Origin of the sequence: Marinomonas polaris DSM 16579 (genome assembly GCF_900129155.1) — a bacterium.
Classification (GTDB): Bacteria; Pseudomonadota; Gammaproteobacteria; order Pseudomonadales; family Marinomonadaceae; genus Marinomonas; species Marinomonas polaris.
Genome location: NZ_FQVF01000018.1, coordinates 30,888 through 56,743, shown reverse-complemented (window position 1 = coordinate 56,743; position 25,856 = coordinate 30,888). Strand labels below are relative to the sequence as shown.

The 25,856-nt window shown below is 42.0% G+C and carries 22 protein-coding genes; 9 read left to right on the top strand and 13 right to left on the bottom strand.

The annotated features are described in order from the left end of the window. Window positions 1–68 precede the first annotated feature (68 nt). The 3 genes from BUA59_RS17670 (at window position 69) to BUA59_RS17660 (ending at window position 2,378) form a co-directional block, all read left to right on the top strand. A complete protein-coding gene (locus tag BUA59_RS17670) occupies window positions 69–764 on the top strand; it encodes a hypothetical protein (RefSeq protein ID WP_139248913.1) in 696 nt (231 codons plus the stop codon). A 90-nt stretch (window positions 765–854) separates the two neighbouring features. Continuing rightward, entirely contained in the window at window positions 855–1,637 is a 783-nt protein-coding gene (locus BUA59_RS17665; protein WP_072840993.1) for a hypothetical protein, read from the top strand. A 120-nt stretch (window positions 1,638–1,757) separates the two neighbouring features. Next, complete coding sequence (locus BUA59_RS17660; RefSeq protein WP_072840992.1) at window positions 1,758–2,378, top strand: LysE family translocator; 621 nt, start codon at window positions 1,758–1,760, stop codon at window positions 2,376–2,378. A gap of 41 nt (window positions 2,379–2,419) precedes the next feature. On the opposite strand, the gene BUA59_RS17655 is transcribed toward BUA59_RS17660, so the two are convergent. Further along, window positions 2,420–4,432, bottom strand: a complete 2,013-nt coding sequence (locus BUA59_RS17655) for a DNA topoisomerase III (protein ID WP_072840991.1) — start codon at window positions 4,430–4,432, stop codon at window positions 2,420–2,422. 108 nt (window positions 4,433–4,540) lie between these two features. Continuing rightward, window positions 4,541–5,023: a universal stress protein gene (locus BUA59_RS17650; RefSeq protein ID WP_072840990.1), complete on the bottom strand. Its 483-nt coding sequence runs from the start codon at window positions 5,021–5,023 to the stop codon at window positions 4,541–4,543. A 452-nt stretch (window positions 5,024–5,475) separates the two neighbouring features. Here BUA59_RS17650 and bamJ point away from each other — a divergent pair, with 452 nt between their 5' ends. After that, a complete protein-coding gene (gene bamJ / locus BUA59_RS17645) occupies window positions 5,476–6,096 on the top strand; it encodes a BamJ family beta-barrel-assembly machinery protein (protein ID WP_072840989.1) in 621 nt (206 codons plus the stop codon). Window positions 6,097–6,213: 117 nt separating this feature from the next. Here bamJ and BUA59_RS17640 read toward each other — a convergent pair whose 3' ends face one another. From BUA59_RS17640 to purB, 3 genes are all read right to left on the bottom strand, one after another. Continuing rightward, entirely contained in the window at window positions 6,214–6,630 is a 417-nt protein-coding gene (locus BUA59_RS17640) for a GNAT family N-acetyltransferase (RefSeq protein WP_072840988.1), read from the bottom strand. A 29-nt stretch (window positions 6,631–6,659) separates the two neighbouring features. Then, window positions 6,660–7,862: a cupin domain-containing protein gene (locus BUA59_RS17635; RefSeq protein WP_072840987.1), complete on the bottom strand. Its 1,203-nt coding sequence runs from the start codon at window positions 7,860–7,862 to the stop codon at window positions 6,660–6,662. Between the two features lie 113 nt (window positions 7,863–7,975). Continuing rightward, window positions 7,976–9,349, bottom strand: coding sequence for an adenylosuccinate lyase (gene purB / locus BUA59_RS17630; protein WP_072840986.1), 1,374 nt, complete (start codon window positions 9,347–9,349; stop codon window positions 7,976–7,978). 259 nt (window positions 9,350–9,608) lie between these two features. Here purB and BUA59_RS17625 point away from each other — a divergent pair, with 259 nt between their 5' ends. Beyond that, the gene (locus tag BUA59_RS17625; RefSeq protein WP_072840985.1) at window positions 9,609–11,210 is read left to right on the top strand and encodes a methyl-accepting chemotaxis protein; all 1,602 of its coding nucleotides are present in this window, start codon (window positions 9,609–9,611) and stop codon (window positions 11,208–11,210) included. 162 nt (window positions 11,211–11,372) lie between these two features. Here BUA59_RS17625 and BUA59_RS17620 read toward each other — a convergent pair whose 3' ends face one another. From BUA59_RS17620 to BUA59_RS17595, 6 genes are all read right to left on the bottom strand, one after another. Then, complete coding sequence (locus BUA59_RS17620) at window positions 11,373–13,595, bottom strand: NADP-dependent isocitrate dehydrogenase (protein WP_072840984.1); 2,223 nt, start codon at window positions 13,593–13,595, stop codon at window positions 11,373–11,375. Between the two features lie 278 nt (window positions 13,596–13,873). After that, on the bottom strand, window positions 13,874–14,503 hold the full coding sequence (hflD, locus tag BUA59_RS17615) for a high frequency lysogenization protein HflD (RefSeq protein WP_072840983.1): 630 nt from the start codon (window positions 14,501–14,503) through the stop codon (window positions 13,874–13,876). Between the two features lie 17 nt (window positions 14,504–14,520). Then, a complete protein-coding gene (gene mnmA / locus BUA59_RS17610; protein WP_072841051.1) occupies window positions 14,521–15,648 on the bottom strand; it encodes a tRNA 2-thiouridine(34) synthase MnmA in 1,128 nt (375 codons plus the stop codon). A 76-nt stretch (window positions 15,649–15,724) separates the two neighbouring features. Beyond that, on the bottom strand, window positions 15,725–16,129 hold the full coding sequence (locus BUA59_RS17605; protein WP_072840982.1) for an NUDIX domain-containing protein: 405 nt from the start codon (window positions 16,127–16,129) through the stop codon (window positions 15,725–15,727). Continuing rightward, entirely contained in the window at window positions 16,065–16,793 is a 729-nt protein-coding gene (locus BUA59_RS17600) for a pseudouridine synthase (protein ID WP_072840981.1), read from the bottom strand. Before BUA59_RS17600 ends, BUA59_RS17605 begins: the two co-directional genes overlap by 65 nt. A 125-nt stretch (window positions 16,794–16,918) precedes the next feature. After that, a complete protein-coding gene (locus BUA59_RS17595) occupies window positions 16,919–17,197 on the bottom strand; it encodes a cold shock domain-containing protein (protein ID WP_072840980.1) in 279 nt (92 codons plus the stop codon). Between the two features lie 305 nt (window positions 17,198–17,502). Between BUA59_RS17595 and clpS the strand changes: the two genes are divergently transcribed. Together clpS and clpA are read left to right on the top strand one after the other, a co-directional pair. Beyond that, a complete protein-coding gene (clpS, locus tag BUA59_RS17590) occupies window positions 17,503–17,853 on the top strand; it encodes an ATP-dependent Clp protease adapter ClpS (protein ID WP_012070938.1) in 351 nt (116 codons plus the stop codon). Window positions 17,854–17,873: 20 nt separating this feature from the next. Beyond that, window positions 17,874–20,129, top strand: a complete 2,256-nt coding sequence (gene clpA / locus BUA59_RS17585) for an ATP-dependent Clp protease ATP-binding subunit ClpA (RefSeq protein WP_072840979.1) — start codon at window positions 17,874–17,876, stop codon at window positions 20,127–20,129. A gap of 99 nt (window positions 20,130–20,228) precedes the next feature. Here the strand turns inward: clpA and infA are convergent, their stop codons facing one another. Together infA and aat are read right to left on the bottom strand one after the other, a co-directional pair. Continuing rightward, entirely contained in the window at window positions 20,229–20,447 is a 219-nt protein-coding gene (gene infA / locus BUA59_RS17580; RefSeq protein ID WP_012070936.1) for a translation initiation factor IF-1, read from the bottom strand. Window positions 20,448–20,675: 228 nt separating this feature from the next. Beyond that, window positions 20,676–21,419, bottom strand: a complete 744-nt coding sequence (gene aat, locus BUA59_RS17575) for a leucyl/phenylalanyl-tRNA--protein transferase (RefSeq protein WP_072840978.1) — start codon at window positions 21,417–21,419, stop codon at window positions 20,676–20,678. Window positions 21,420–21,965: 546 nt separating this feature from the next. On the opposite strand from aat, the gene BUA59_RS17570 reads away from it, so the two are divergent. Together BUA59_RS17570 and BUA59_RS17565 are read left to right on the top strand one after the other, a co-directional pair. After that, window positions 21,966–22,916 carry a hypothetical protein gene (locus BUA59_RS17570; RefSeq protein ID WP_072840977.1) on the top strand — a complete coding sequence of 317 codons (951 nt, stop codon included), beginning with the start codon at window positions 21,966–21,968 and terminating at the stop codon, window positions 22,914–22,916. A 159-nt stretch (window positions 22,917–23,075) separates the two neighbouring features. Continuing rightward, complete coding sequence (locus BUA59_RS17565) at window positions 23,076–25,832, top strand: FtsK/SpoIIIE family DNA translocase (protein ID WP_072841050.1); 2,757 nt, start codon at window positions 23,076–23,078, stop codon at window positions 25,830–25,832. Window positions 25,833–25,856 lie beyond the last annotated feature (24 nt).

Sequence of the window (25,856 nt, the reverse complement as noted above, 5' to 3'; positions counted from 1 at the left end):
TGTGTTATATAAAAGTAAGTTACTTTTTTATTTCTATATAAAGTCGCAACTTAGGTAACTATTAAGTAATGAAATTAAGTATGTTGATTTTAGTTGCCGTTATCTTTTTGGCCGTTCTTTGCTTGCTGCCTGCTTTTTTCCGTTGGAGAAGACATCAAAGGGAGTTAAAAAAGAAGCTACTTTCTCGTTTATCGAATCGAAGTGATCGCTTACTTTATTCATTAGAAATGATTTCTGATCGTTACATGGCGAGAGATACCAAAATCTTTCTCATAGAATATTTGCTTTCTGTTATAACTCAACTTGTGACATCTAATTATAAGTCGGAGTTTGTTTCAAAGCAGGCTGATCTACTAAGACTGTTGACAGAACTGAAGTTAGGGCGTCAAGTAACAGCAAAGGATCGTGTCGTCAGTCAAGAGCAGTTAGATCAAATCCAAAACTCACTTCAATTTATGCTCAGAGAGTTGAGAAGCATGGGTGAAAGTTATGGTGCGAGTAGAGTAATAATAAGGCATCATATTGTTTTGATACGTTATGCGCATGCTTTGGCTTATCGCGATCTTTTAGTACGGCAGGCTAGACTTGATTTAGATAATGATAGGAAAAATAGAGCGCTAGAAAAATATCGAATTGCGTTATCAGTTATGGAAAAAAATGCTTCTGTGAGTAGCTCAAAAAGAGAGATGGCACGTCTACAAAGCATGATACAGGAAGTTGAAAAGGTTTTATTTTCAAAGAACAATAAAGCGGAGCTCAAATAGAAGTAAGTTGGCGAATTTTATTCGTATTCGTACTTTTGAAGCCTGCAGGCGTTTCGTATATAAATATTACTAAGGTAAACTACTCATCATATGACAGCCGTTACCATTACAGTGCTTTTGCTCGTTATCGGTGGATTTATTGCCTTCGCAATTTTTCTGCAGTTAAAAGAGCAGGCTCGATTGGAAAAATTGCGTAAAGTGACAACGCTTAATAATCAATTGCGTCAGGTGCGTCGCTATCTTGATGAGATGCCTCCCCAGTATCAGCCCAAAGATATGAGAATGTGGTTATTTTCTCGAATGATCGCTATATACGATCAGCTTATTGAATTGCAACCAGATCCAACATTAACTCGTCGTCGCGGTCATTTAGCAGAAGAAATGGCAGAGTTCCAAACGAACACGCAGAAAAGACGTGCTAAGCCGATGAATGATGAATTGCTTATAATAGAAGTAAAGCGCCTCTTTGAGTCCTTCAAATCCTATTTAATTTTATCGCAGAAAGAAAAAACCATCGATCAAGATGTTGTTTATCGATACAGTAAGTTATTAAATTTTTATCACTACAAAGTTAATTCGGATTATCATGCCTACCTTGCTCGTAAGGCATTTTTGAGTGGTCAAATGGACACAGCTATAGAAATGTATAAAGAGGCTTTGTCGCAATTAACGCCCATCAAAGAGTCTGTCGAAGCTCAACCTGCTATTCTTAAGCTTAAAGATCTGCTGCAAGAAATTGAAGACGATCTTGCTTTGCAAAAAGCAGAAGAAGAGATGACTAAAAATATGGATAGTGAAGATGAGGGTGAGTTGGATGATGAATGGAGCAAGTTTATTGAGGACTCCACATTTAAAACAAAAAAACATTTTTAGTTTCCCTTCTGTTGATATTTTAAGGTCAAGTCCATTTATCCGTATTTTAGTACTTGCTACTTATGCTAAGTCATGAGAATTTTGTCCCATAAATTACTACATGTTAGATAAGGATCTCTTGTGAATTTAGCACTGCTCTCCGCCTTTATACCAACCTTCTTTTTTGTCTCTATTACGCCAGGCATGTGTATGACATTAGCCATGACGTTGGGAATGACTATTGGCGTTAAGCGCGCACTTTGGATGATGTTGGGTGAGTTAGTAGGTGTTGCAACTGTGGCTATCTTATCCGCGATTGGTGTTGCTGCATTATTATTGAATTATCCTAGTGTGTTTATGGTGTTGAAATATATAGGCGGTGCCTATCTTGCCTTCGTTGGGATTCAGATGTGGTTGTCTAAAGGTAAAATGGCCATTAAAGCAGACGCCGCTGGAGCCAAGCCTGCCTCACGTTTAGATTTAATCTCACAAGGGTTTGTGACCGCAATTGCTAATCCTAAGGGCTGGGCTTTTTTTGTCGCTTTATTGCCACCTTTTTTAGATGCTAGTCGCCCACTTACTGGTCAATTGATTGTATTAATTGCCATCATTTTAACGCTCGAACTCACTTGTTTGCTTATTTACGCTGCAGGCGGGAGAACTTTGAAATCTATTCTTATGCAAAGTGGTAATGTACGCATCATGAACCGTATTGCTGGTACATTAATGGTTGGTGTTGGTGTATGGCTCGCGATCGGTTGATTGTTCGTTAATAAAATGTGGAATGAACAATATTGAATAGACTAAGAAGGCGCTTTTGAGCGTCTTTTTGTATTTGAGCTTGTCGTTTTTGTACTGATAGATTTCGTTCCGGTTGTTTTTCTTGTACCTGTCGTCCTTTTGTTTGTTGAGCCTTTTCGTTTAGCGAAAGGACTCTTTGTTGGCGGCGGTAGGTTTTGTAATGCGGATGTCGGCATATCTCGGGAAGCACTTAGTAACTGATTTAAGTTGCCTTCTAAATTTGTCATGAATTCTTGATAACTTGCTTCTCCAAGACTAATACTGTTAAGAGCTGACTCCCATTTTGCCGTCATATCAGGAGTGACCAGTTGCTTAGGTAGACAATCAATAAAGGCGCGCCCTGTTTGGCTGGCGTGAATTTGTTTACCTTGTCTCATCAAAAAGCCACGTTTAAAAAGTAACTCTATAATGCTCGCTCGCGTTGCTTCTGTACCTAAGCCATCGGTTTCTTTCAGTATTGCTCGAATGTCTTTATCAGTCACAAAGCGACTGATACCAGTCATGGCAGCCAGTAATGTCGCGTCAGTGAAAGCCGCCGGTGGCGTAGTGACTTTCTCTTGGACTTGCCCTTGTATACACCAGAGTTCTTCATTCTTACTTAGCTTTGGTAGCTCGTTTTGGTTTTCGTCTTCAGGGTCTTTGCATTTGTTTTTACTGGGTAAAAGCGCTTTCCAGCCAAGTGAAATAGGTGTGTTACCTTTCGCTTCAAAGAGCCCACCTTCAATTTCCAATTTGATGTAAGACGCCAAATAATCGTATTCAGGATAAAACTGCATAAGATATTGGCGGGCAATCAAGTTAAATACCAGCGCCTCTGTTTTGGAAAGTGATGCCGCTTTGTGAGCTTGAGTTGTTGGAATAATAGCGTGGTGAGCCGTGACTTGTTTATCGTTCCACGCTTTACTTTTTCGTGATGCATCGGCGTTCTCTGCGCCTTGTTGTATATCACCTCCCGAACGAGTGAGAGCGGCGATAATAGCTGCAGCGTCTTTGTGCTGTTGAGTGGGTAAATAACGGCAATCGGATCTAGGGTAGGTGATTATCTGATGACGCTCATAAAGAGTTTGGCAAGTATCTAACACTTGCTGGGCGGAAAGAGAAAATGCTTTTGCTGCATCAATTTGAAGTGCTGACAAACTGTAGGGTAGTGGCGCTGGTTGCTTCTTTTGTTTGTAATTTGCTTCAATCACAATCGCTGGTTTATTGGTAATGCGATTGGCGACGTTTTGCGCAAGCGGCAAGCTTAGCACTCGGTTTTCATCGTCCATGTAAGGTTGGCAAGCTTCACTAGGCAACCATTTAGCTTGAAATATGGCATCTTGAGTTGTTTGTATGCTCGCCCATACTTGATAAAAGTTTTTTGGAACAAAGGCTTCTCTTTCTTTGTCCCTAGCAGCAACAAGTCCTAGTACTGGCGTTTGCACTCGCCCAATAGATAGAACACCTTGGTAGCCAGCTTGACGGCCCCTGATGGTATAAGCACGTGTTAGGTTTAAGCCGAACAACCAGTCTGCACGAGCACGACCCAACGCCGATCGAGATAGCGCCGCAAATTCATTATTTGAACGCAAATTGCTAAGTGCTTTCTTTACCGCAGAAGGTGTTAAATCATTTACCAAAAGTCGTTGAGTGTTTTTCAGTTTCTGTGCTGGAACCTTGGTGTAGTGAAGTACTTCATCGACCAGCAATTGGCCTTCTCTATCCGGGTCTCCTGCATGAACTAAAACAGTGGCTTTTTTAATCAATTTTTTTAAAATGCCAAGTTGTTTCTTTGTGTTGGCTTTTTCTTGCCATTGCCAGTCAGTCGGAATGATAGGCAAGTGGTCTAAATTCCAACTTTTATAAGCTGGATTATATTGATGAGGCTCAGCTTGTTCGAGCAAGTGGCCGATACACCAACTAACGCAGTCACCATTAGGCAACCAAATACAGCCCTCTTCTTTTTTTTGTGGTGAGGGAAGGGCGGCTGCAATCGCTCGGGCAAGGCTGGGTTTTTCGGCAATATAAAGAATCATAAATACACTTACTGTTTATATATACAGTAAGTGTATCGGACACAGAGAAGTGTGACTAGAGTAACGTGTTATTTTATTGGCACAACAGCTATTTTATCGGTACAACCGTTACTTTATCGGTACAACTAGCACTGGAATTGAGCTGGTGTGAATGACTTTATTTGCCGTTGAGCCAATGATCATTTGGCTTAGTCGGCCATGTGTTCGGCTATTCATAACAATTAAATCAGCATTTTTTTCTTTTGCAATGCGCTGAATAGAGTCAGCTGGAGCGCCATTGACTATCAAGGTTTCAGGAGCTGTTTCTAAACTAGACAGTTCTTCTGAATACTTTTCCATAAATTCAGCTAGCAATTTATCCATGCGCGTATTGATGTCTGTGATGGCATCTTTGCGCATTGCATTTCTAACTTCTTCGGTAATATAGTTGTTTATCATATTTGATGCTTGAGCATTTAAAGGCTCAATTGCATGCATTAATATGACTTTTGCCCCATGAGTTTTGGCTAAGCTCAGTACTAGCTCCATAGCGGCCTGTGTTTTACCGTCTAGATCGCAAGCGTAAACAATGGTGTTTATTTTAGGTAACATGGCAAGATCCTCTTTTAATGTACCTATAGCTTAATCTTTTTAACTTTTGCTGCTCTGATCTGTGTCAATTATCGTTGTGCTTATTTGATGAGTGGTAAGCGATAAGCTATTGGAAGCTTGTCGATTGCCATGATTAGCAAATAAAAAACAGCTCATTGATGACAAGAAGATAAAGCTAATAAACAGCATACCCCAATAATCGGTCGGCTTTTTATCGTTTATATATCTCTTGGGAGACGGGATAAAGCTCTTATGTTTCATAACGCACTCCTGAATGAATATAGATTTATTAAATGATAATGAATATCATTTAATAAATCTATAGGGCTGATTAATATATTTTCACTGCTTAGGTTTTGGTAAGTCGAGGCGTTTGAAAAACAAGCTCATGAGATTTGCCTATGTTATGATACGCGTTCAATTTTTTAGTAAACGAATAAGAGAGTGTAAACATGTCAGAACTGTCGTTCGACTCTAACGAAGCAAAAATCGCATACGGCATTGGTCGTCAAATTGGTGATCAACTACGTGGTAGCGATCTTGGTGAATTGTCTCTAACGCATCTTTTTGCTGCGATTGAAGATGCACTAAACGGAACTGAAATGCGTGTTCCTGGCGCAGAGCTAGAAGCTGCTTTTGCTGAACTACAGCAAAAAATGGAAGAAAAAGGCCGTGCAGAGTCTGAAGAGAATGTGAAAGCGGGCGAAGACTTTCTTGCTACAAACAAAACAAAAGAAGGCGTTCAAACGACTGAAAGTGGTCTGCAGTTTGAAGTTCTTGAAGAAGGTACGGGTGCAACACCAAGCCGTGAAGCGACTGTTCGTGTACATTACGAAGGCCGTTTGATTGACGGACAAGTATTTGATAGCTCTATCGCTCGTGGCGAGCCAATTGAATTCCCTCTAACTGGCGTTATCGCAGGTTGGACTGAAGGTCTTCAGTTGATGAAAGAAGGCGCGAAGTACCGTCTTACTATTCCTGCTGAATTGGCTTACGGCGCTCAAGGCGCTGGCGCGATGATTCAACCTTTCTCTGTTTTACAATTCGATGTTGAGCTAATTGCTGTTGTTTAATAAAATAGCTTAAAGCAATACATTAAAACAGTGTATTAAGAGAAATGCATAAAAAAGCGAGTCGACCCATATTGGATGACTCGCTTTTTTGTTTTAAATGGGCTGGTAAAGATAAAGCTAAATGTCTCGTTCCATGCGAATATGCATTTTTCCAGCTTCTAAAAAGACTTTACTATCACCGTGAAATTTTTGTTTTTCATAGAAGGTCTGTACGTCAACTTGAGCATGCAAAAAGACTTTGCGAATTCCCATCTCTCTGGCAACTTTCATTGCTCGGTTTAACAGCATTTCACCATAACCCTGATGACGATATGCAGGTAAAACAGCAAGTCGACTAATTTGTCCGTTTTCTGTTAAGCGGCAGGTTCCTGTAGGAACCGCTGTCGTACCAAAGGATACAAAGTGTACGGCGTCTTCATCTAGCTCGTCCCATTCGTCTTTTGGGTCGATACCTTGCTCAATGATAAAGACTTGTTTGCGCACAAAGGTAAGCTGATCTTTGCTGCTGTTCCAGTCTGACGTTAAAACCTTCATGTGAATACCTTACTTAATATTGCGTTCTTTTATTCTTCTGGTGCAACCAATTCGATCAGCCCTTGCTGGCGAATGAGAAAGCGCACAAGAGGTTCTAGATCTGTATTTTGTTTCAAATCTAGCCCAGAAAAATCAAACTCAACTTGATGGCAAACGGCTTCAACAAAGCTCGTTAGTTCTGCATCCACAAGTAAGTGTTCACCGTTACAAAACACGCTAATCTTACCTTTGTTCTCAGTGTTCTGTTGAACATAGTAACAAATACGCGCATCGCCAGGGCGAATAAAAGTTTGACCTTGTGTCGCACTGCTAAATGCTTCGTTTAATTCTTCATGATTCAGTGGTACGAGGTATTCAGGATACTTGCTCTCGCTCATCGTTTCCCCTAACCATTCAGCCAGTAGGTCTGGCTGATTAATAAGGCGAGCCAGTTGTGTTTGTAGGTATTGAATATCGTCTTTGCTGATGTGCGCACTGTGTTGACGATTTGCTGTTTCAGGTGCGGCAAAGCGATCTTTAACATTGTCAGCTTCGCAAAGTTTATCGCGAACACCTGTTAAGACATCTTGCATACTTGGCGCACGAAAACCGATGGAATAAGTCATGCACTCGTCGTCTAATGATCGGCCATTGTGTGCAAAGTTAGGCGGCAAATATAGAATATCGCCAGCTTCCACTTCCCAATCCATTTCTGAATTGACAGGGAAGTTGTCTAAAATATGTAATTTGATGTTGGGGATCGCAGAATCTTGGTATTCATCTGGCGACAATACCTGCCATCGACGTTTACCTGATACTTGTACTAAGAACACATCGTATTGGTCGTAATGTGGGCCAACACTACCGCCTTCTGTTGCATAGCTTACCATGACGTCGTCTAAGCGCCAGCTGGGTAAAAACTCAAATCGTTCTTTAAGTGTTTGAACTTCTGGTACCCAATGGTCAACGGCTTGGACTAATAACGTCCATTCTTTTTCAGGCAAGGTAGCAAAAGTGTCTTCGGTAAAAGGTCCTTGGCGCATTTCCCAAGGTCTTAGTCCGTTCTCGATCACAATACGAGATTCAATTTCTTCTTCCATTGCCATGCCTGCAAGCTCATCGGCTTCCAATGGCACAGCGAAATCGACAAGACCACCGCGAATTAACAAAGGCTTTTTCTGCCAATATTCGTCGATAAAGGTTTGGGCTGTCATGCCACCAAGAATAGCCAACGGTGTATTTAGGTCTGTCATAAATCGCTCAATAAAAAAGAACAAAGAAAGTAGTGATATTGCTAAAGATTAGCAGCCTTGAAGGCAAAAAGAGCCGATAAATCGGCTCTTTTATTTACTTGTTAAAGTAATGATTAGTTACGAATCGCTTTCGCTTGTGCAACAGCGTTACCGATGTAAGTGCTTGGTGTTAGCGCTTTCAATTCGGCTTTGGCTTGCTCAGGCATTTCTAGCGTATCGACAAAAGCTTCAATAGTCGCTTGGTCGATAGTGCGGCCACGAGTTAGCTCTTTTAGTTTCTCGTATGGAGATTCGATGCCGTAGCGACGCATAACGGTTTGAATTGGCTCAGCCAACACTTCCCATGCATTGTTTAAATCTGCTTCAAGACGTGCAGCGTTGATTTCCAACTTGCTGATGCCTTTTAGAGTTGCTTGGTAAGCTATCAAGCTGTGAGCCAAACCAACGCCAAGGTTACGAAGAACCGTAGAGTCAGTTAGGTCGCGCTGCCAGCGTGAGATTGGCAGTTTAGCGCTCAAGTGGCCCATGATTGCGTTAGCAATACCTAAGTTGCCTTCGGAGTTTTCGAAGTCGATTGGGTTAACTTTATGCGGCATGGTAGAAGAACCAATTTCGCCAGCAATGGTTTTTTGCTTGAAGAAGCCCATAGAAATGTAGCCCCACACATCGCGGTCGAAATCGATCAAGATGGTGTTGAAGCGGCAAATGGCGTCATATAGCTCTGCGATGTAATCATGAGGTTCAATTTGAGTCGTGTAAGGGTTCCAAGTCAAACCTAGAGAAGTAACGAACGCTTCAGCGTGTGCTTGCCAATCCACATCAGGGTAAGCAGAAAGGTGAGCATTGTAGTTACCCACAGCACCGTTGATTTTGCCTAAAAATTCAACGTTCTCGATTTGCTTAAGCTGACGGCTAAGACGCGCCGCTACGTTGGCCATTTCTTTACCAACTGTGGTTGGTGAGGCAGTTTGACCATGCGTACGAGACAACATAGATTGCTCAGCGTGCTCGATCGCCAGATCTTGAACTGCTTTGATGACGTTTTTAAGCTCTGGAGTAATGCCTTCTTCCAATGCTTCACGCAACATCAATGCATGAGATAAGTTGTTGATGTCTTCTGATGTACAAGCGAAGTGAACAAATTCAGAAATCGCTGCTAACTCTGCGTTATCAGCCATTTTGTTCTTAATGAAATATTCCACTGCTTTGACATCGTGGTTCGTGGTTTTCTCAATATCTTTAATAGCTTGTGCATCAGCTTCGCTGAAGTTATCTGCAAGCTGATCTAATAAAGCGCTGGCTTCATTGCTCAATGCTGGAACTTCAACAATTTGTGGGTGTTTGGCAAGAGCCTGTAGCCAGCGAACTTCGACTATGACTCGCATACGCAGCAAACCATACTCGCTCACGGAGCGACGTAGTACGTTTGTTTTCGATCCGTAACGACCGTCGATAGGGGAAATTGCATTTAAGCTAGTTAATTCCATTGAGATAACGCCTCGAACATGGTTTTCAGGGAGCCGCTATTATAGGCAAAAGCGCGGCCTACCGCTACGCCAGACTGTATATTTGCAGAAGGCGGTTTAGTTTTAATGAGCTTATAAACAGTTGGTCTTTTGTTCTGTTTATTAATTACTCGTTTTTTTGAGTATATTTTTGTTAAATCAAGGTGTTTTAAACTCTTCTCACTTGTATGATGCTGCCAAATTAACGCCCTTTTAGAAGTTATTTAGGAAAGTATTGAACATGAAGATCAGCCGTATCATGAATTTGGTCATTGTTATTGTATTGGTAGCCTTGTCTGCGCTTTATTTACTTAGCAAGCAGGGCTTAACTCGTAACGAAGCTGCCATTCGTCAGCAAGTGGTTATCTCTGATGCGGTGTCCGCTATGAAGGATGCTCGTTATTACGTTGTGCAAGTGCAACAGTTTTTGACGGATATGGGCGCAACGCGCAGTGATGAGGCGTTACCCGAAGTTGATGCGAGCATGAAAAGTGCTATGAAGAGCTTACAAGAACTGACTCGAATCATGCCTAGTTACCGCTCTCGCGTAAATGAGTTAGAGCAGCAATTGAACCAGGTTTACAAAGTAGGTCGAGAAATGGCCTCTGCTTATATTAATAATGGCACTGATGCTGGTAATAGTTTAATGAAAGGCGCTGGTGGTCTAGATCAAGAATCGGCGCGTTTGGCTCAATCATTAGAGCAAATTGCTAATGAGTTATCTGATCAACTTGATAAGAGTGCAGTAGCTTCGATTGAGACTCTTGAAGATTCTAAATTTTTATCTTTGATCAGCAGTTTAATTTCGGGTGTTGTGATTGTTGGTGTGATAGTTATTTTACGTCGCCGTGTGCTTCCAGATTTAAATTCGCTTGAATCGTCTCTGCATAATATTTCTGTTGGTGCCCGCGATTTAACGGTTCGCCTTGATGATAAGGGTAATGATGAGTTGGCCTCCGTCGCACACAGTTTTAACGTGTTTATTAAGGGTATCCATTCTCTTGTTGTGACTCAGCAGGGTCAATCAGCTCAGTTGTCGGTAGCCGGCGAGCAAATGCTGGTTGCCTCAAATAAAACGCGTATTGGTATGCAGGGGTTGCAAAAAGAAACATCGGGTATTGCTGGTGTTGTTGCAGAGATGCAAACCACAGTGCGTCATGTTGCTAACAGTGCTGATGCAGCGGCGACAGCTGCGAAAGAATCCGATTGCATCGCAAAAGAAGTAGAGTCGGTTGTGAATAACAGTGTTTTATCAATTCAACAATTATCTGAAGGCGTTGAAAAAGCATCACGAGTGCTTCAGGCCTTGGAAAAAGAAACCTCTGATGTTGGTAGTATCTTAGATTCGATTCGAGGCATTGCCGACCAAACTAACTTGCTCGCATTGAATGCGGCGATTGAAGCGGCTCGTGCCGGTGAGCAGGGACGTGGTTTTGCCGTCGTTGCTGATGAAGTTCGAACGCTTGCTAAGCGCACTCAGGATTCCACAGAACAAATTCAGATAATGATTACTCAATTACAAAAAGGCTCGCAAGATGCAGTACTTGTAATGGGCGAAAGTAAGCAACAAGCAGAGCAAAGTGTTGCTCAGTCATTAAAGGCAAAAGAAGCCTTGCATACGATTACGTTTTCTATGGGAAATATTTCCGCCATGGCTATTGAGATTGCATCGGCTATGGAACAACAGGCAGCTGCTTCAGAAAATATTGATGGACGAATTCGCTCTATTCGTGATGAAGCGGAACTAACAAGTGAAAACGCTGAGCAGTCAAACGTGGCGGCTAAACAAGTGTTGGGGCAATCTAAAGCTTTATCTGATCTTATCTCTAGTTTTAAGGTCTAACTTTAAGGTTAGGTGTGATTTAGCAATGAAGTATTGCGGTTTGTTAATTAACTGGTGAATCGCAATAGAGCATAAAAAACAGATCAAATAGAAAAAGAAAAGCCCGAGTAACTAAGTTACTCGGGCTTTTTTATGTCATTTACTTGGCTTTAATAAATAGACTTAAAGCGTTGCTAATGCTGTATTGAAGGTTGTGCTAGGACGCATGATCTTAGCGACTTCAGTTAGGTCCATGTGGTAGTAACCAGATAGGCCAGAAGGTTTGCCTTGTACTGCTGCTAGTTCAGCAACAATCTTGTCTTCGTTGTCTGCTAACTGTTTTGCAAGAGGCGCGAATTTCGCCGCTAATGTTGCATCTTCAGTTTGTGCAGCAAGTTCTTGAGACCAGTAAAGCGCTAGGTAGAAATGGCTGCCACGGTTATCGATTTCGCCAACTTTACGAGAAGGAGACTTGTTAGTGTCTAGTAATTTGCCTGTTGCTTTATCTAAGCACTTAGCAAGAACTTTTGCTTTCTCGTTGTTGTGCTTGATACCAAGTTCTTCGAAAGATACCGCTACTGCAAGGAATTCACCTAAAGAGTCCCAACGAAGGTAGTTTTCTTCCATAAGCTGTTGTACGTGCTTAGGAGCAGAACCGCCTGCGCCAGTTTCATACATGCCGCCGCCGTTTAGCATTGGTACGATAGACAGCATTTTCGCAGACGTGCCTAATTCCAAGATTGGGAACAAGTCAGTCAGGTAGTCACGTAGAATGTTGCCTGTTACTGAAATAGTGTCTTTGCCACGAATAATGCGTTCCATAGAGAAACGGATTGCTTCGTTGTAAGACATGATGCGAATGTCTAGACCGCTTGTATCATGGTCTTTTAGGTAAGCTTCTACTTTTTTACGAAGTTCGTTATCGTGTGCACGTTCGTCTTCTAGCCAAAACACAGCAGGAGTGTCAGATTGGCGAGCTCGAGTCACACCTAATTTCACCCAATCACGGATTGGCGCGTCTTTAGTTTGGCATGCACGCCAGATGTCACCTTTTTCGACATTGTGCTGCATTAGAACTTTGCCGTTTGCATCTACAACACGCATCACACCATCGGCTTTTATTTCGAACGTTTTGTCGTGAGAACCGTATTCTTCTGCTTTTTGTGCCATTAGGCCAACGTTAGGTACGGTACCCATTGTTACTGGGTTGAATGCACCATTTGTTTTACAGAAGTTGATAGTTTCTTGGTAAATACGAGCGTAAGTGCTGTCTGGAATAACGGCTTTAGCATCGTGTGCTTTGCCATCACGGCCCCACATTTTACCAGAGTTACGTATCATCGCTGGCATAGAGGCATCAACGATTACGTCACTTGGTACGTGCAAGTTAGTGATGCCTTTGTCAGAGTCAACCATCGCTAGTTCAGGGCGTGTTTTATAAACGTCTTGAATGGCTTGTTTGATCTCTTCTTGTTTCGCTTCAGGAAGGCTTTGAATTTTGTCGTAAACGCTACCTAAACCGTTGTTTGGGTTAACGCCGATTTCTTTGAAAAGCTCGCCGTATTTCTCGAAAACGTCTTTGTAGAAAACGGTTACCGCATGACCAAATACGATTGGGTGAGAGACTTTCATCATGGTTGCTTTTAAGTGCACAGACCACATGATGTTGTCTTCTTTTGCTTCTTGTAATGTCGCTTCAAAGAAAGCGCGAAGCTTTTGGGTGCTGATGTTCATGCTGTCGATGATTTCGCCAGCAAGAAGAGGAAGTGACTTTTTCACTTCAACGGAGCCGTCTGCGCCAACGAATTCTAGGCTAACTGTTTGCGCTGTATCCATAGTGACGGACTGCTCAGAAGAGTAGAAATCACCGTCACGCATGTAATCAGCGTGTGAAATTGATGTTTTGCTCCATTTGCCCATTGAGTGTGGGTTTTTGCGAGCGAAGCCTTTAACTGCTGCAGGTGCGCGACGATCAGAGTTGCCTTGACGTAGTACAGGGTTTACTGCACTACCAAGAACTTTAGAGTAACGGGCTTGAATGTCTTTTTCTTCGTCTGTTTGTGGGTTTTCTGGATATTCAGGAAGACCGTAACCTTCAGCATTCAACTCTTTAATTGCTGCGTTCAGCTGTGGCAAAGAAGCGCTGATGTTAGGTAGCTTAACAATGTTTGCTTCAGGGTCTGCGGTTAGGTCACCTAGGAATTTTAGGCCGTCTTCAGCTTGTTTGTCTGCCGGAAGTAGGTCTGCAAAAGCAGAAATAATGCGACTAGCCAAAGATATGTCTGTCAGTTTTAATTCGATGTCTGCTTCTTTGGCGAAAGCGCCAAAGATAGGAAGTAGAGACGCGGTTGCCAGAGCTGGCGCCTCATCAGTAAATGTATAGTAAATGGTTTGTTTCGTTGACATGTAATTCCCCTAAAATTTCAGGCATTAGCCTATTGAATCGAAGATGACTTTTAGCCGCCATTCCCTAATTTAAACTGCTCTTACAGGTTAACCCGCACAGGTTAAAAATTTGTACGATATACTACATAAAAAAACAACGTAGAGATATTGGCTCTCAGATATAGTGGAAATTGATTTCAATTATTCGCTGAGGCTTTTGCTCAACCACTTTGATTGCCAACCGCCCGTTAAAGGTTATTTATTAGGCATAAAAAAAGACCCAGTGGGTCTTTTAAGCATTAATGACGTGACTCTAGTGCATTCAATAATGCTTTTCGTTTAAAAATCAAATGCCAGCGTTTACCGCCTAGTTGTCGCCATAGCATGGCAGCACGAATTCCAGACATTAGAATGGCTCTAACTTGGTTAGCAACTTGTGGTTGCTGTAAAAAACGACTGTCGCCATGTACTTGAATACGAAAGGATAACTTGCTCAAGGTGTCTTGATACATGCCTGAAATCGACGCCAACATGTTTTCGTGTAGAACGCTCTCGTAATGGGCTTTTTTCTGCTCGATTTGAGCGATTTTTTGCCCAATAGTGGACAGCATCTCTGGTGTCTTAGCCAGTTTGTTTTCTAGATGAATTAAGCTAAGTGCATATCTAAGAGTGTCAGGGTTTACACTGCTGCGTTCTTTGCCTAAGGCTTGTCGAGAGATTTTTCTTCCTAGGGCAAGATTGGTTGAGCAATCCCATTGGCCACCATAAATATCTTCAGTAGAGGCTGCGTTAACCATTAATAGGCTTTCTAGTAATGGTTGTAGGCTGGCATTATCCACCTGACCTGTTTTCGCTAAAATCGACACCAATTCTGCTGCTTGAAATATGGCGGACAGGGCGATGGTTTGCTCTTTCTCTCTACTACTCACGCTTTCTCTCTCAATAATTACTTGTTAAAGGCGACGTTAATTATGCCGCCACCAAGACAAACTTCATCTTCATAAAACACCACGGATTGGCCAGGAGTGACTGCTCGTTGAGGTTCTACAAAGGATACTTCAACACGGCCATCGGCTAATTCATTGATGGTACACTCTTGATCTGGTTGGCGATAACGGCATTTTGCTTTGCACGTTAGCGGAAAAGCTGGTTTTTTTCTTGCAACCCAATCGAAGTTGTCGGCAATTAAATGCGTTTTAAATAACGACTCGTGTTGTCCGCCTTGCGTTACGATTAAAACATTGCGCTCTAGGTCTTTCTCAACTACATACCATGGATCGTCGGAGTATTTAGCTAGACCGCCAATGCCCAAACCTTGGCGTTGGCCAATAGTGTGATACATCAATCCGTGGTGACGAGCAATTTTGTCACCCTCAAGGGTTTCTATATCACCCGGTTGAGCGGGTAAGTATTGCTCTAAAAAATCTTTGAAGCGACGTTCGCCGATGAAACAAATACCGGTGCTGTCTTTTTTGTTGTGAGTGGCTAAGCCAAACTCTTCTGCTAAGCGGCGCACTTCTGGTTTTTCTAGTTCACCAACAGGGAAAAGTGTCTTGGCAATTTCGTCTTTGCCAACCGCGTACAAAAAGTAGCTTTGGTCTTTATTGCCGTCTAAACCTTTTAGCAGCAGCGGCTCGCCGTCTTTTTCTCCACGACGAACATAATGTCCAGTGGCAATATAGTCGGCATTTAATGCCATGGCGTACTCTAGAAACGCTTTGAATTTAATTTCTTTATTACACAGGATGTCTGGATTTGGCGTGCGACCAGCTTTGTATTCAGCAAGGAAGTGCTCGAAGACATTGTCCCAGTATTCTGCCGCAAAGTTAGCTGTATGCAGTTTTATGCCTAGTTTATCGGATACCGCTTGAGCATCAGCAAGGTCGTCTTTTGCTGTGCAATACTCTGTACCATCGTCTTCGTCCCAGTTCTTCATGAATAGGCCTTCAACCTGATAACCCTGTTGCATCAGAATAAGTGCTGATACGGAGGAGTCGACACCGCCAGACATGCCCACAATGACTTTTTTATCGTGATTGGCTGGTTGATCTGTTAGGTAGTGGCTTTCTTTCATGACCGGTTTTTTCTCGACTGTTAATTTAGTAATACGAAGAGGCATGGCCTCAGTGAATTTGATTGCACATTGTACTTCATTTTTGAGTGCTCGGCACAGGCGACAAGTACTGATCTGACAAGAATGATAAGGAAATAATGGGGTTGTTTTGCGAATCTTCAATGCAGGCTTTAATTAATGGGCTGCGATGAGGTAGTGCCATGATTTCTTCGTAGGTTAACCAGTGGCTAGATACGATATCTTTATCGAGTGGCTCGTTGGTTTCACTAACGGGTTTGCATAAAAAACATAGGCGATGATAAGTGTCCGCGCCTTTATAGGGGGTAAAAGCATACATGCCAAGTAAGCCAATAGGCTTAACTATCCAGCCAGATTCTTCTTTTGTTTCTCGAATCACCGCTTCTATGGCGCTTTCGTTATTTTCTATGTGGCCGGCTGGTTGATTTAGGACGAGTATTCCGTCTTGCCACTCCTTCACCATGAGATATTTTGTTTTCTTTGGATCCGGGTTGTCTTTTTTGACCAGTGCTGCGACGGTTAGGTGAGGCAGCCTTTCTCTTTCTTTGCTCTTCAAACTGATTAACCTCTTTTAGTAAATTGTCGGTTGGTTCTATGTAGTTCCATTGGCCTACTTTTGTATTTTCTAGAGTATAAGGACCAATGGCATAACGAATTAATCTAAGCGTTGGGAAACCGACTGCGGCTGTCATTCGCCGAACTTGTCGATTTTTACCTTCGCGGATTTGCAGTGATAGCCAGCTAGTAGGGATGTTTTCCCTATGGCGAACCGGAGGAACTCTTTCCCAAACGTCTGGTTCTGCCATACGTTCAGCTTGTGCAGGCTTGGTGAGGCCGTCTTTTAGCTCAACGCCTTGTCTTAGTTTTTCTAAAGCTTCGGGCGAAATCTCGCCTTCGACCTGAACCCAATAGGTTTTGGGTAATTTAAAATCTGGCGATGCTATGACGTGCTGTAAAGCGCCTTGATCAGTTAGAAGTAAAAGGCCTTCAGAATCAAAGTCTAATCTACCTGCAGGGTAAAACTCAGGTATTTCAATGTATTGCGCAAGAGTGGACTTATCGCCTTCTGCAGAAAATTGGCTGAGTACTCGAAAAGGCTTATTAAATAAAATTAAGTTAGAGGGCATGAGTTCAATATATGATTGGGAAGAAAGGAAGGAGTCAAAAAATAGAATAAAAGGGCACTTATCTTACTCCTCAAGATGAGGAGTAAGATAACAAATTCGCTTTAGGATAGCGATGATGTTTCTTTTTATGCTAGTTGAGTGTTTTTATCGCTGGAATGAGCGTCCTCTTGTTTAGCTTCCTGTTTAGTCTCTTGTTTAGGTATTGTTGGATTGATTTCAATCGCATGCAGGCCTCTTTCTCCTGGTTCAACGTCAAACGTTACCGCTTGACCTGCTTTTAGCGTTTTGTAGCCTTCGATATTGATGGCTGAATAATGAATAAATAAATCTTCATTAAAATCTTCCGACACAATAAAACCATAGCCTTTTGCGTTGTTAAACCACTTCACTGATCCGTGATGCATGAGTCACTCCTTATCCACTCAGTCGATGTTTGCTTATATCATCAAAAATGAGTAATGATGACGATAAGCGCGTTAAAAAACATAGCTCGGATAGCGTAGATTGCTAAATAGGTGCAAATTGTTTTTGGCCAATCAATGCTAGAATTTCATTTGTAAACATTGATTGCACATTTGGTCACCCCAATAAAGAGCGTAGAAGCCCTTTTAGTATTTGTAAAATCCAAATGGTAATCTGTAACGTATATAAGTAGTAATAAGTCAGATTTGGCAAATTACGTGAAAAATTGTAGCCTCAGAGGCATGGGATGATTACAGATCAACAAATTAGACTAGTATCAGAAGATGATGAGCAACACGGGCATTCCAGTATTGCAATTGCTCCTGAAGAAACCGAATTAAAACCACCTTCAATGTATCAGGTGGTGTTGTTTAATGATGACTATACGCCAATGGATTTTGTCGTATTTGTTTTACAGAGGTTTTTTTCTATGGATGGGGAGAAAGCTAATCAGGTAATGTTAGAAGTACATCAAAAAGGGAAAGGAGTTTGCGGTATTTACCCTTTTGATATTGCTGAAACCAAAGTAGCAATGGTACAACAGTTCGTGGAACAAAATGAGCACCCCTTAATGTGCGACCTACAAAAGGTTGACTGATTCAGAGTGAGGGAATAGCAATGTTAGATAAAGAACTAGAACAAACCCTGAACACGGCTTTTAAAGCGGCGCGTGACAAGCGCCATGAATTCATGACGGTTGAGCATTTATTATTAGCTCTTATTGAAAATGGCGCTGCTTCAAGCGTCCTTAAAGCATGTGGTGTGAATTTAGATACCTTAAGTAAGGAGCTTGAGGAATTTGTTGATAGTACGACACCTCTAATCCCTGAAGACGACGATGAACGTGAAGTTCAGCCAACTTTAGGTTTTCAGCGCGTATTACAGCGTGCGGTTTTTCATGTTCAATCTTCTGGCAAACGCGAAGTCACAGGTGCAAACGTGCTGGTGGCTATTTTTAGCGAACAAGAAAGTCAAACAGTCTACTTACTAAAACGACATGGTGTGGCAAGAATTGATGTTGTCAATTACGTTGCCCACGGTATTTCTAAAACTGGCGAAGCCTCTTCTCAAGACATGGATCATGATGACGAAGCAGAAGATACAGCGACTGCGCCGTTACAAAAATTCGCTACCAATCTTAACGAAGAAGCCAAAGCTGGAAAGATCGATAAATTAATCGGTCGTGAATACGAAGTGGAGCGAGTGATACAAACACTTTCTCGTCGTCGTAAAAACAATCCTTTGCTGGTTGGTGAGTCAGGTGTTGGTAAAACTGCCATTGCTGAAGGGTTAGCGCGACGTATTGTCGATGGACAAGTGCCAGATGTTATAGCTGATGGTGTTGTTTATTCCCTAGATTTAGGTGCTTTACTGGCAGGAACCAAATACCGCGGTGATTTTGAAAAACGCCTTAAGCAGTTGTTAGGTGAATTGAAAAAATTGCCGAATGCGATTCTTTTCATTGATGAGATCCATACCATCATTGGCGCAGGTGCTGCATCTGGCGGAGTAATGGATGCTTCTAATCTGCTTAAGCCTGTATTGAGTTCTGGTGGCTTGCGTTGTATTGGTTCTACAACATTCCAAGAATTTCGTGGCGTGTTTGAAAAAGACCATGCTTTGGCACGTCGTTTCCAAAAAATCGATGTAAACGAGCCAAGTGTTGATGATACTTATCAAATCTTGAAGGGCATCATTGGTGCATTTGAAGAACATCATAAGGTGAAATACGAAGAACCAGCTTTATTAGCAGCAGCGGAGCTTGCTCAGCGTTATGTGACAGATCGTCATATGCCTGATAAAGCGATTGATGTTGTGGATGAAGCAGGAGCTTACCAGCGCTTGCAGCCAGAAGGTAAGCGTAAAGCGGTTATCACTGTTGCAGATATTGAAGATATCGTCTCTAAGATCGCCAGAGTGCCTGTGAGAGCAGTTAACTCTGATGATAGGCAAGTACTGTCTAATCTTGAGCGTAATCTGAAAATGGTGGTTTTCGGTCAAGATAATGCTATTGATGCTTTGTCCGCTGCGATTAAGTTGTCTCGTGCTGGCTTAAAAGCTGAACAGAAGCCTATTGGTTCTTTCTTGATGGCTGGTCCAACAGGGGTTGGTAAAACGGAAGTGACCAAGCAGCTAGCCAAGCAATTGGGCCTTGAGCTGATTCGCTTTGATATGTCTGAGTACATGGAACGCCATGCGGTATCTCGATTGATTGGTGCGCCACCAGGCTATGTTGGTTTTGACCAAGGTGGTTTATTGACAGAAGCTGTGACGAAAAATCCTCATAGTGTTGTGTTATTGGATGAGATAGAAAAAGCTCACCCAGAGGTCTTTAACTTGCTTCTGCAAGTAATGGATCATGGTACCTTGACTGATAACAATGGACGCAAAGCAGATTTCCGTAATGTGATCTTAGTGATGACGTCTAATGCTGGTGCTCAAGAGTTGGCTCGTCGTTCAATTGGTTTCTCTAGTCAAGATAACTCGACGGATGGTATGGAGGTTATTAATCGAACCTTTACACCTGAATTTAGAAACCGCTTAGATGCTGTTATTCAGTTCCAGCAACTGGATGAACGTATTATCTTTAACGTGGTAGATAAGTTCTTGGTGGAGCTACAGGCTCAGTTAGACCCGAAAGGTGTCTTGCTAGAGGTCTCAGACACTGCCAGAGGTTGGTTAGCCAATAAAGGTTATGATCGTCAGATGGGTGCGCGTCCAATGGCTCGTGTCATTCAGGAGCATTTGAAGAAGCCTCTAGCGGATCATATCCTCTTTGGTGATCTTCATGATGGTGGGCATGTTAAAGTGGCTTTGGATGAAAAGAGTGATGAATTGAAATTTGAAGTCATCAAAGAGGCTGTTGTGCATTAGTTTTTATAAAATAATGCAACTGTTATGACATAAAAAAACCGGACTTGGTCCGGTTTTTTTATGTCATCAATTTAAGCTGCCCATGCTGGGTTGCTTAAATTAACGTGCGCGGTAAACGATACGGCCTTTTGAAAGATCGTAAGGTGTTAATTCAACTTTTACCTTATCGCCAGTCAAAATGCGGATGTAGTTTTTACGCATTTTTCCAGAGATATGTGCAATTACAACGTGTCCGTTTTCTAGTTCGACACGGAACATGGTATTAGGCAACGTATCAATGATAGTGCCCTCCATTTCTAAGCCTTCTTCTTTTGCCACAATATGTGTCCTATGGTGTTAACTTACTATTATTTAGTAGACGCCGACCATACCTAAGAGGAGGTCTGCAGACGAAGAGGAAAGATGTTCCTCTTTGGTCAATTGAGCGCTAAATAGCTTAATCATGATTGTGTATTTAGCGACGTCTGAATTTTGATCGAGCGTATTTTGCCTAAAAACGCAGCGTAAGGCAAACCTAGTTGCGTTTTCATGGTGTCTATTTTTGAGCTAAATCGGTTGTTTTTCAGGTTTTTTGCCAATACTTATGAGAACTGAGTTCTTTTTTATGTTTGGGATGAGTTGTTCTAAAACATCACAGAAATCTTCTCTGGGCATTTTTTTTGCGCCTAGAGACAGTAAATGATCCGATTCTACTTGGCAGTCTATCAACTCAATTCCGCAGCCCTTGGTTAGTTCGCAGAATGTTTTTAGGGCTATTTTTGATGCATTTGGAACGAGTGAAAACATAGATTCACCAAAAAACATATTGCCCATTGCTATGCCGTAAAACCCGCCTACGAGTTTATTTTTCTGCCAAATTTCAATGGAGTGTGCATAGCCTAATTTGTGTAATTTGGTGTAAGCATTTTTAATGTCTTTTGATATCCAAGTACCTTCCTTGTCGGCTCGAAGGGCCGAGCAATAGCCGATTACGGACTCAAACTCTTGATTGACAGAAAATAGCCATTGATCTTTTTTTATCGCTTTTTTTAGCGATTTTGAAATATGGAAGTGATCTGGATTGAGTGTGCATCTTTGTTCAGGATGCCACCACAAAATAGGATCAGGATCACTAAACCAAGGGAAAAAACCTTTGCTGTAGAGATGGAGTAATCGTGTTGAAGAAAGGTCTCCACCGATGGCGGATAACCCTTCGGGGTCGTCTAGTGCTTTGTTTGGGTTTGGTGTGTCGTACGGTGACTCTGATAGTAATATGAGTTCGTGCTTTTCACTGTTAGTGGAAGCTGACATGAGGTGATTGTGTTCCCAGTTTTTTTACGGATCATTTTTATTTACTGATTATAGTTTTTTTAATCATAAAAACTATCTTTGGATGTTTTTTATTAAAAAAACTAAAGAAAAAAAGCTGTGCACCGATAATTAAGATTGAGCAAGAAAAGATATTGTTCTTGCTACTTATTGACACAATGTTATTCTTAATTGTCTTTAATGTGCATGAATAACTTAAGAAAAATGTTCTTTAAGGCTTTTGTTGGGTGTTTTTTGTCCAAAAAAGGGAGCAAAATGAAAAAAAAAAGAAAAAAAGTGCAAGGAGTGCTTGACCCGTAATGGAAAACTTGGTTTTAATCGGTGCAGTCCTAAACAGTAATTCGAAAAGATAAGTCGAATACGGTATTCGGAACTACAAGATATTTGCTTTTTTGACAACTGTCATGAAAGTGAAACTGATAGGTTTTAAGATACATGAGTCGTTGATTTAACAACGTTTCTTGGTTAGATGAAAATCGATCGATAGGTCTACAAGACCATATTATATAATATAAAGGGGAATCTTGAATGAAAGCGATTAAACTTGCTTCTGTGTTTGCGGTAACTGCTGTTGCGGCTGCTGTTTCTACTGCTACTTTCGCTGCTGATGCTATCATCACTGGTGAGGCTGGTGTTGAATACACTACCTACAACGGTGATTCTAAAGCCGTTAAAGATCTTGCTGATGGTACTGATCTTGGTGAACTAGAGCTGCACGTTGATACTGGTATTGTTTACGCTGAGCTTGAAGTGAAAACTACTGGTGTAGACGAAGGCACTAAGATCGGCATGGAAAAACTGTACGTGAAACAAGGCGCTGTTTCTTTCGGTCGTTTTGACGGTACTGTTGCAACTGGTTCTTTCATGGGTATGGATGAGCTTTTTGGTGGTGTAGATCTTAAAACCGCTGCAGGCGATACAGATAACACAGGTATCCGCTATAAAGTAACTCCTGAGCTAACTATTGCCGTGGAAGCAACTAACTCTGTTAAAGCTGTTTCTGCAGTAGCAGATGATCCAGCTACAGCTGCTGATGAATCTGTTGCGGCTGTAGACGCTAAGAAATCTGAAATTGGTTTTGCTGCATCTTATGTTATGGATTTTGGTGCATTTAAAGCTGGTCTTTCTGGTGGTGTTGTAGGTGATGCAAACGCAGTTAACGTTGGTGTTCAGACTGTTGCAGGTCCTGCAACTTTGTCTTTGAACTACGGTGTTGGCGAGAAAGGTACTACAACAACTACAGATGTTGAGCAAGTAACAGCTTCTGTTGCTTTAGCTGCTACAGATGCATTGACTCTTACTCTAGAGTACTCTCAAGATCTAGAATCTACTGGTAAGCCAGATGGTACTTATTTCATTGCTGAATATGTAGCTGGTGATTTGACTTACTACGTGAAAAACTACGCTGGTGATCTAGCTGCTCGTTCTGATACAAATGGCGCAGAGCAAACTACTGTTGGTGTTAAAGTTTTCTTCTAAGACTTTTCTTCATAAAGAAAGCCTTTCTTAGTAAAAGCGAAAGCCAGCCCTTTGGGTTGGCTTTTTTTATGGTAAGCTTAGCGAACTTATGACTCAGCTGTATGGGGCATGTTTTGTTTTGATTAGCATAAGATAGGAAGGCGCGTTTTGTCAGAAAAAATGAGTGAGTCGGTACGATCACCAATTTGGGATATGTTTGCCAAGCAAGCGGCATTTATTGCGGCTTTGTTATTTTTATTCTTCTTTGGTTTGGCGACCTATACCTACAACCCAGATGATGCTGGTTGGTTTTATTCAGGTAGCGGCGCTGCAACTCAAAACTCTATGGGGCCAATCGGTGCCATTCTTGCTGATTTAGCATCTGGCTTTTTTGGATCTTTGTTTTATTCTTTGCCTCCTTTGTTTTTCTGGGTTGCTATAATTATATGGCGTAACCCACACTCTTTGTTACCACTTAATAACGCTTTGCTTTGTACTGTTGGTAGCATCTTATATTTATCATTTGGCTCTGTTTTATGTTTTTTACATACGGTTGGTGAGCCTTCATTGCAATATGGTACTGGTGGGATATTGGGGCGTGGCCTTGGGATCTTGTTGTATGGCTTTATTGGTTATGATGGTGCAACCTTAGTTAGTTTGGCTTTGGTGATTTTGTCTTTTACTTTATTATCTCAAGTTCATTGGTTAGGGGTGATGGACGGTTTAGGTGAGAGGGCTTACACCTTTGTTATGTATGTTCGCCAAAAATGGGCGAATAGCCGTGAAGCAAAAGCCAGTAAAAAAGCCAGTGCTACTGATAGTGTTGATATGGCTGATGAAGCAGAGGAGCCTGCTATTGTCAGAAAGAGAAGAAAAGCTTCTATTGAACCGACGAAAGTTGAGCCTGTCGTTAAAGAGCAGTCAAATGCTAACGTTTTATTTGAAGATTCATTAGGTGAGGAATCTCATCTAGAGGAAGGTAAGAAATCGAGGTTTCGTTTGCCTTCTCTGTTTTCAAGATTTAAATCGGCTAAAGCAGATGAATCGCCATCGGATTTGTCAATCACTCATGAAGAGCCTGCGTTTGGAGGTTTAGATGATTTGTCTGTTGACGACCTATCCTTTGATGATAAAGACGCCAATTTTGGCGATACTCTTTATATCGAAGAGTCTTGGTCAGCAAAACATGATGACTCGGCACAAGACAAGATTGCTCAACCTAAACAAACAGCAGCAGCGAAGCCTTTTGAATGGGAGGATGAGGATAAGCAAGAGGTTGTTCCCTCAAGTATTTCTAAAGAGCAAGCTGATGCCATGCTGTTTAATGATGATAAACAGCCTTCGACGATTCCTCCAGCACATAAACCTGCATTTCGTACTCTGTCTGAAGCTAAACAGCTAGATTCCCTTAGTGGTCCTTATGCAGATGAAGTAGACAGTAACAAAAAAATAGAGGCTTATTCGTTACCAGATCGCTCGGTATTAACTACTCCTAAGCCTAAGCAGGGTGGCTATTCAGAAGATGAATTGTTGGCGCTATCTGAGTTGCTAGAGCAGCGCTTGCAAGACTTTGGGGTAAAAGCTGATGTGGTTGAAGTTAACCCTGGCCCTGTTATTACTCGCTTTGAGATTCAGCCAGCACCAGGTGTGAAAGTTTCCCGTATTACCAATTTAGCTAAAGACCTTGCGCGTTCTTTGAGTGTGATGAGTGTGCGAGTGGTGGAGGTGATTGCTGGTAAATCGACTATCGGGATCGAGATTCCTAATCAGGTTCGCGATACTGTATATTTTGCTGAAGTAATAAACTGTGACGCCTACGATCGATCTTCTTCGCCGCTTACTTTATCGCTTGGTCACGATATTTCTGGTGAGCCTGTTGTTGTCGATTTAGCAAAAATGCCTCACGTGCTGGTAGCTGGTACCACAGGTTCGGGTAAGTCGGTTGGTGTTAACGCAATGATTTTAAGTATGTTGCTGAAGTCGACACCCAATGAAGTGCGTATGATCATGGTCGACCCTAAAATGCTGGAGTTGTCGATTTATGAAGGTATCCCTCATCTGTTGACGCCAGTTATTACTGACATGAAAGATGCCGCCAATGGTTTGCGTTGGTCGGTAGATGAAATGGAACGTCGCTATAAATTGATGTCAAAGCTTGGTGTACGGAATATAGCGGGTTACAACAAAAAAGTACGTGATGCTATTGAAGCGGGTAAGCCAATTCAAGATCCATTATGGCAGCCTGAAATGGCCATGTTCTCAGAAGATGGTGTCGCTCGCACTGTGCCACATTTAGAGCCTTTGCCTTACATTGTAATTATCGTTGATGAATTTGCCGACATGATGATGATTGTCGGCAAAAAAGTGGAAGAACTAATCGCTCGTATTGCACAGAAGGCGCGTGCTGCAGGGATTCACTTAATTCTCGCGACACAACGACCTTCAGTGGATGTTATTACTGGCTTGATAAAAGCGAACATTCCAACCCGTATGGCATTCCAGGTTTCTTCGAAAATTGACTCCCGAACGATTCTTGATCAAGGCGGTGCAGATCAGCTTTTGGGTATGGGTGATATGTTGTATCTACCCGCAGGTTTGCCAACTCCAATTCGTGTGCATGGTGCCTTTGTATCTGATGAAGAAGTACATGCCGTGGTTGAAGAGTGGAAAAAACGAGGTGAACCAGACTATATCCAGGATGTGGTAGTGAACCCTGAAGATCTCATGACGGACGGCGGTGGAGAAGATAAAGATGCACTTTATGATGATGCTGTGAAAATTGTCATTGAAACGCGTAAAGCTTCGATATCCTCTATTCAGCGGCGATTAAAAATAGGTTACAACAGAGCGGCTAACTTGGTTGAATCGATGGAAGCTGCTGGTCTAGTTGGCCCAATGGGGACCAACGGACAGCGTGATATTTTGATTCCAGAATAAAGAATGATGGTTCAAGAGTTCTTG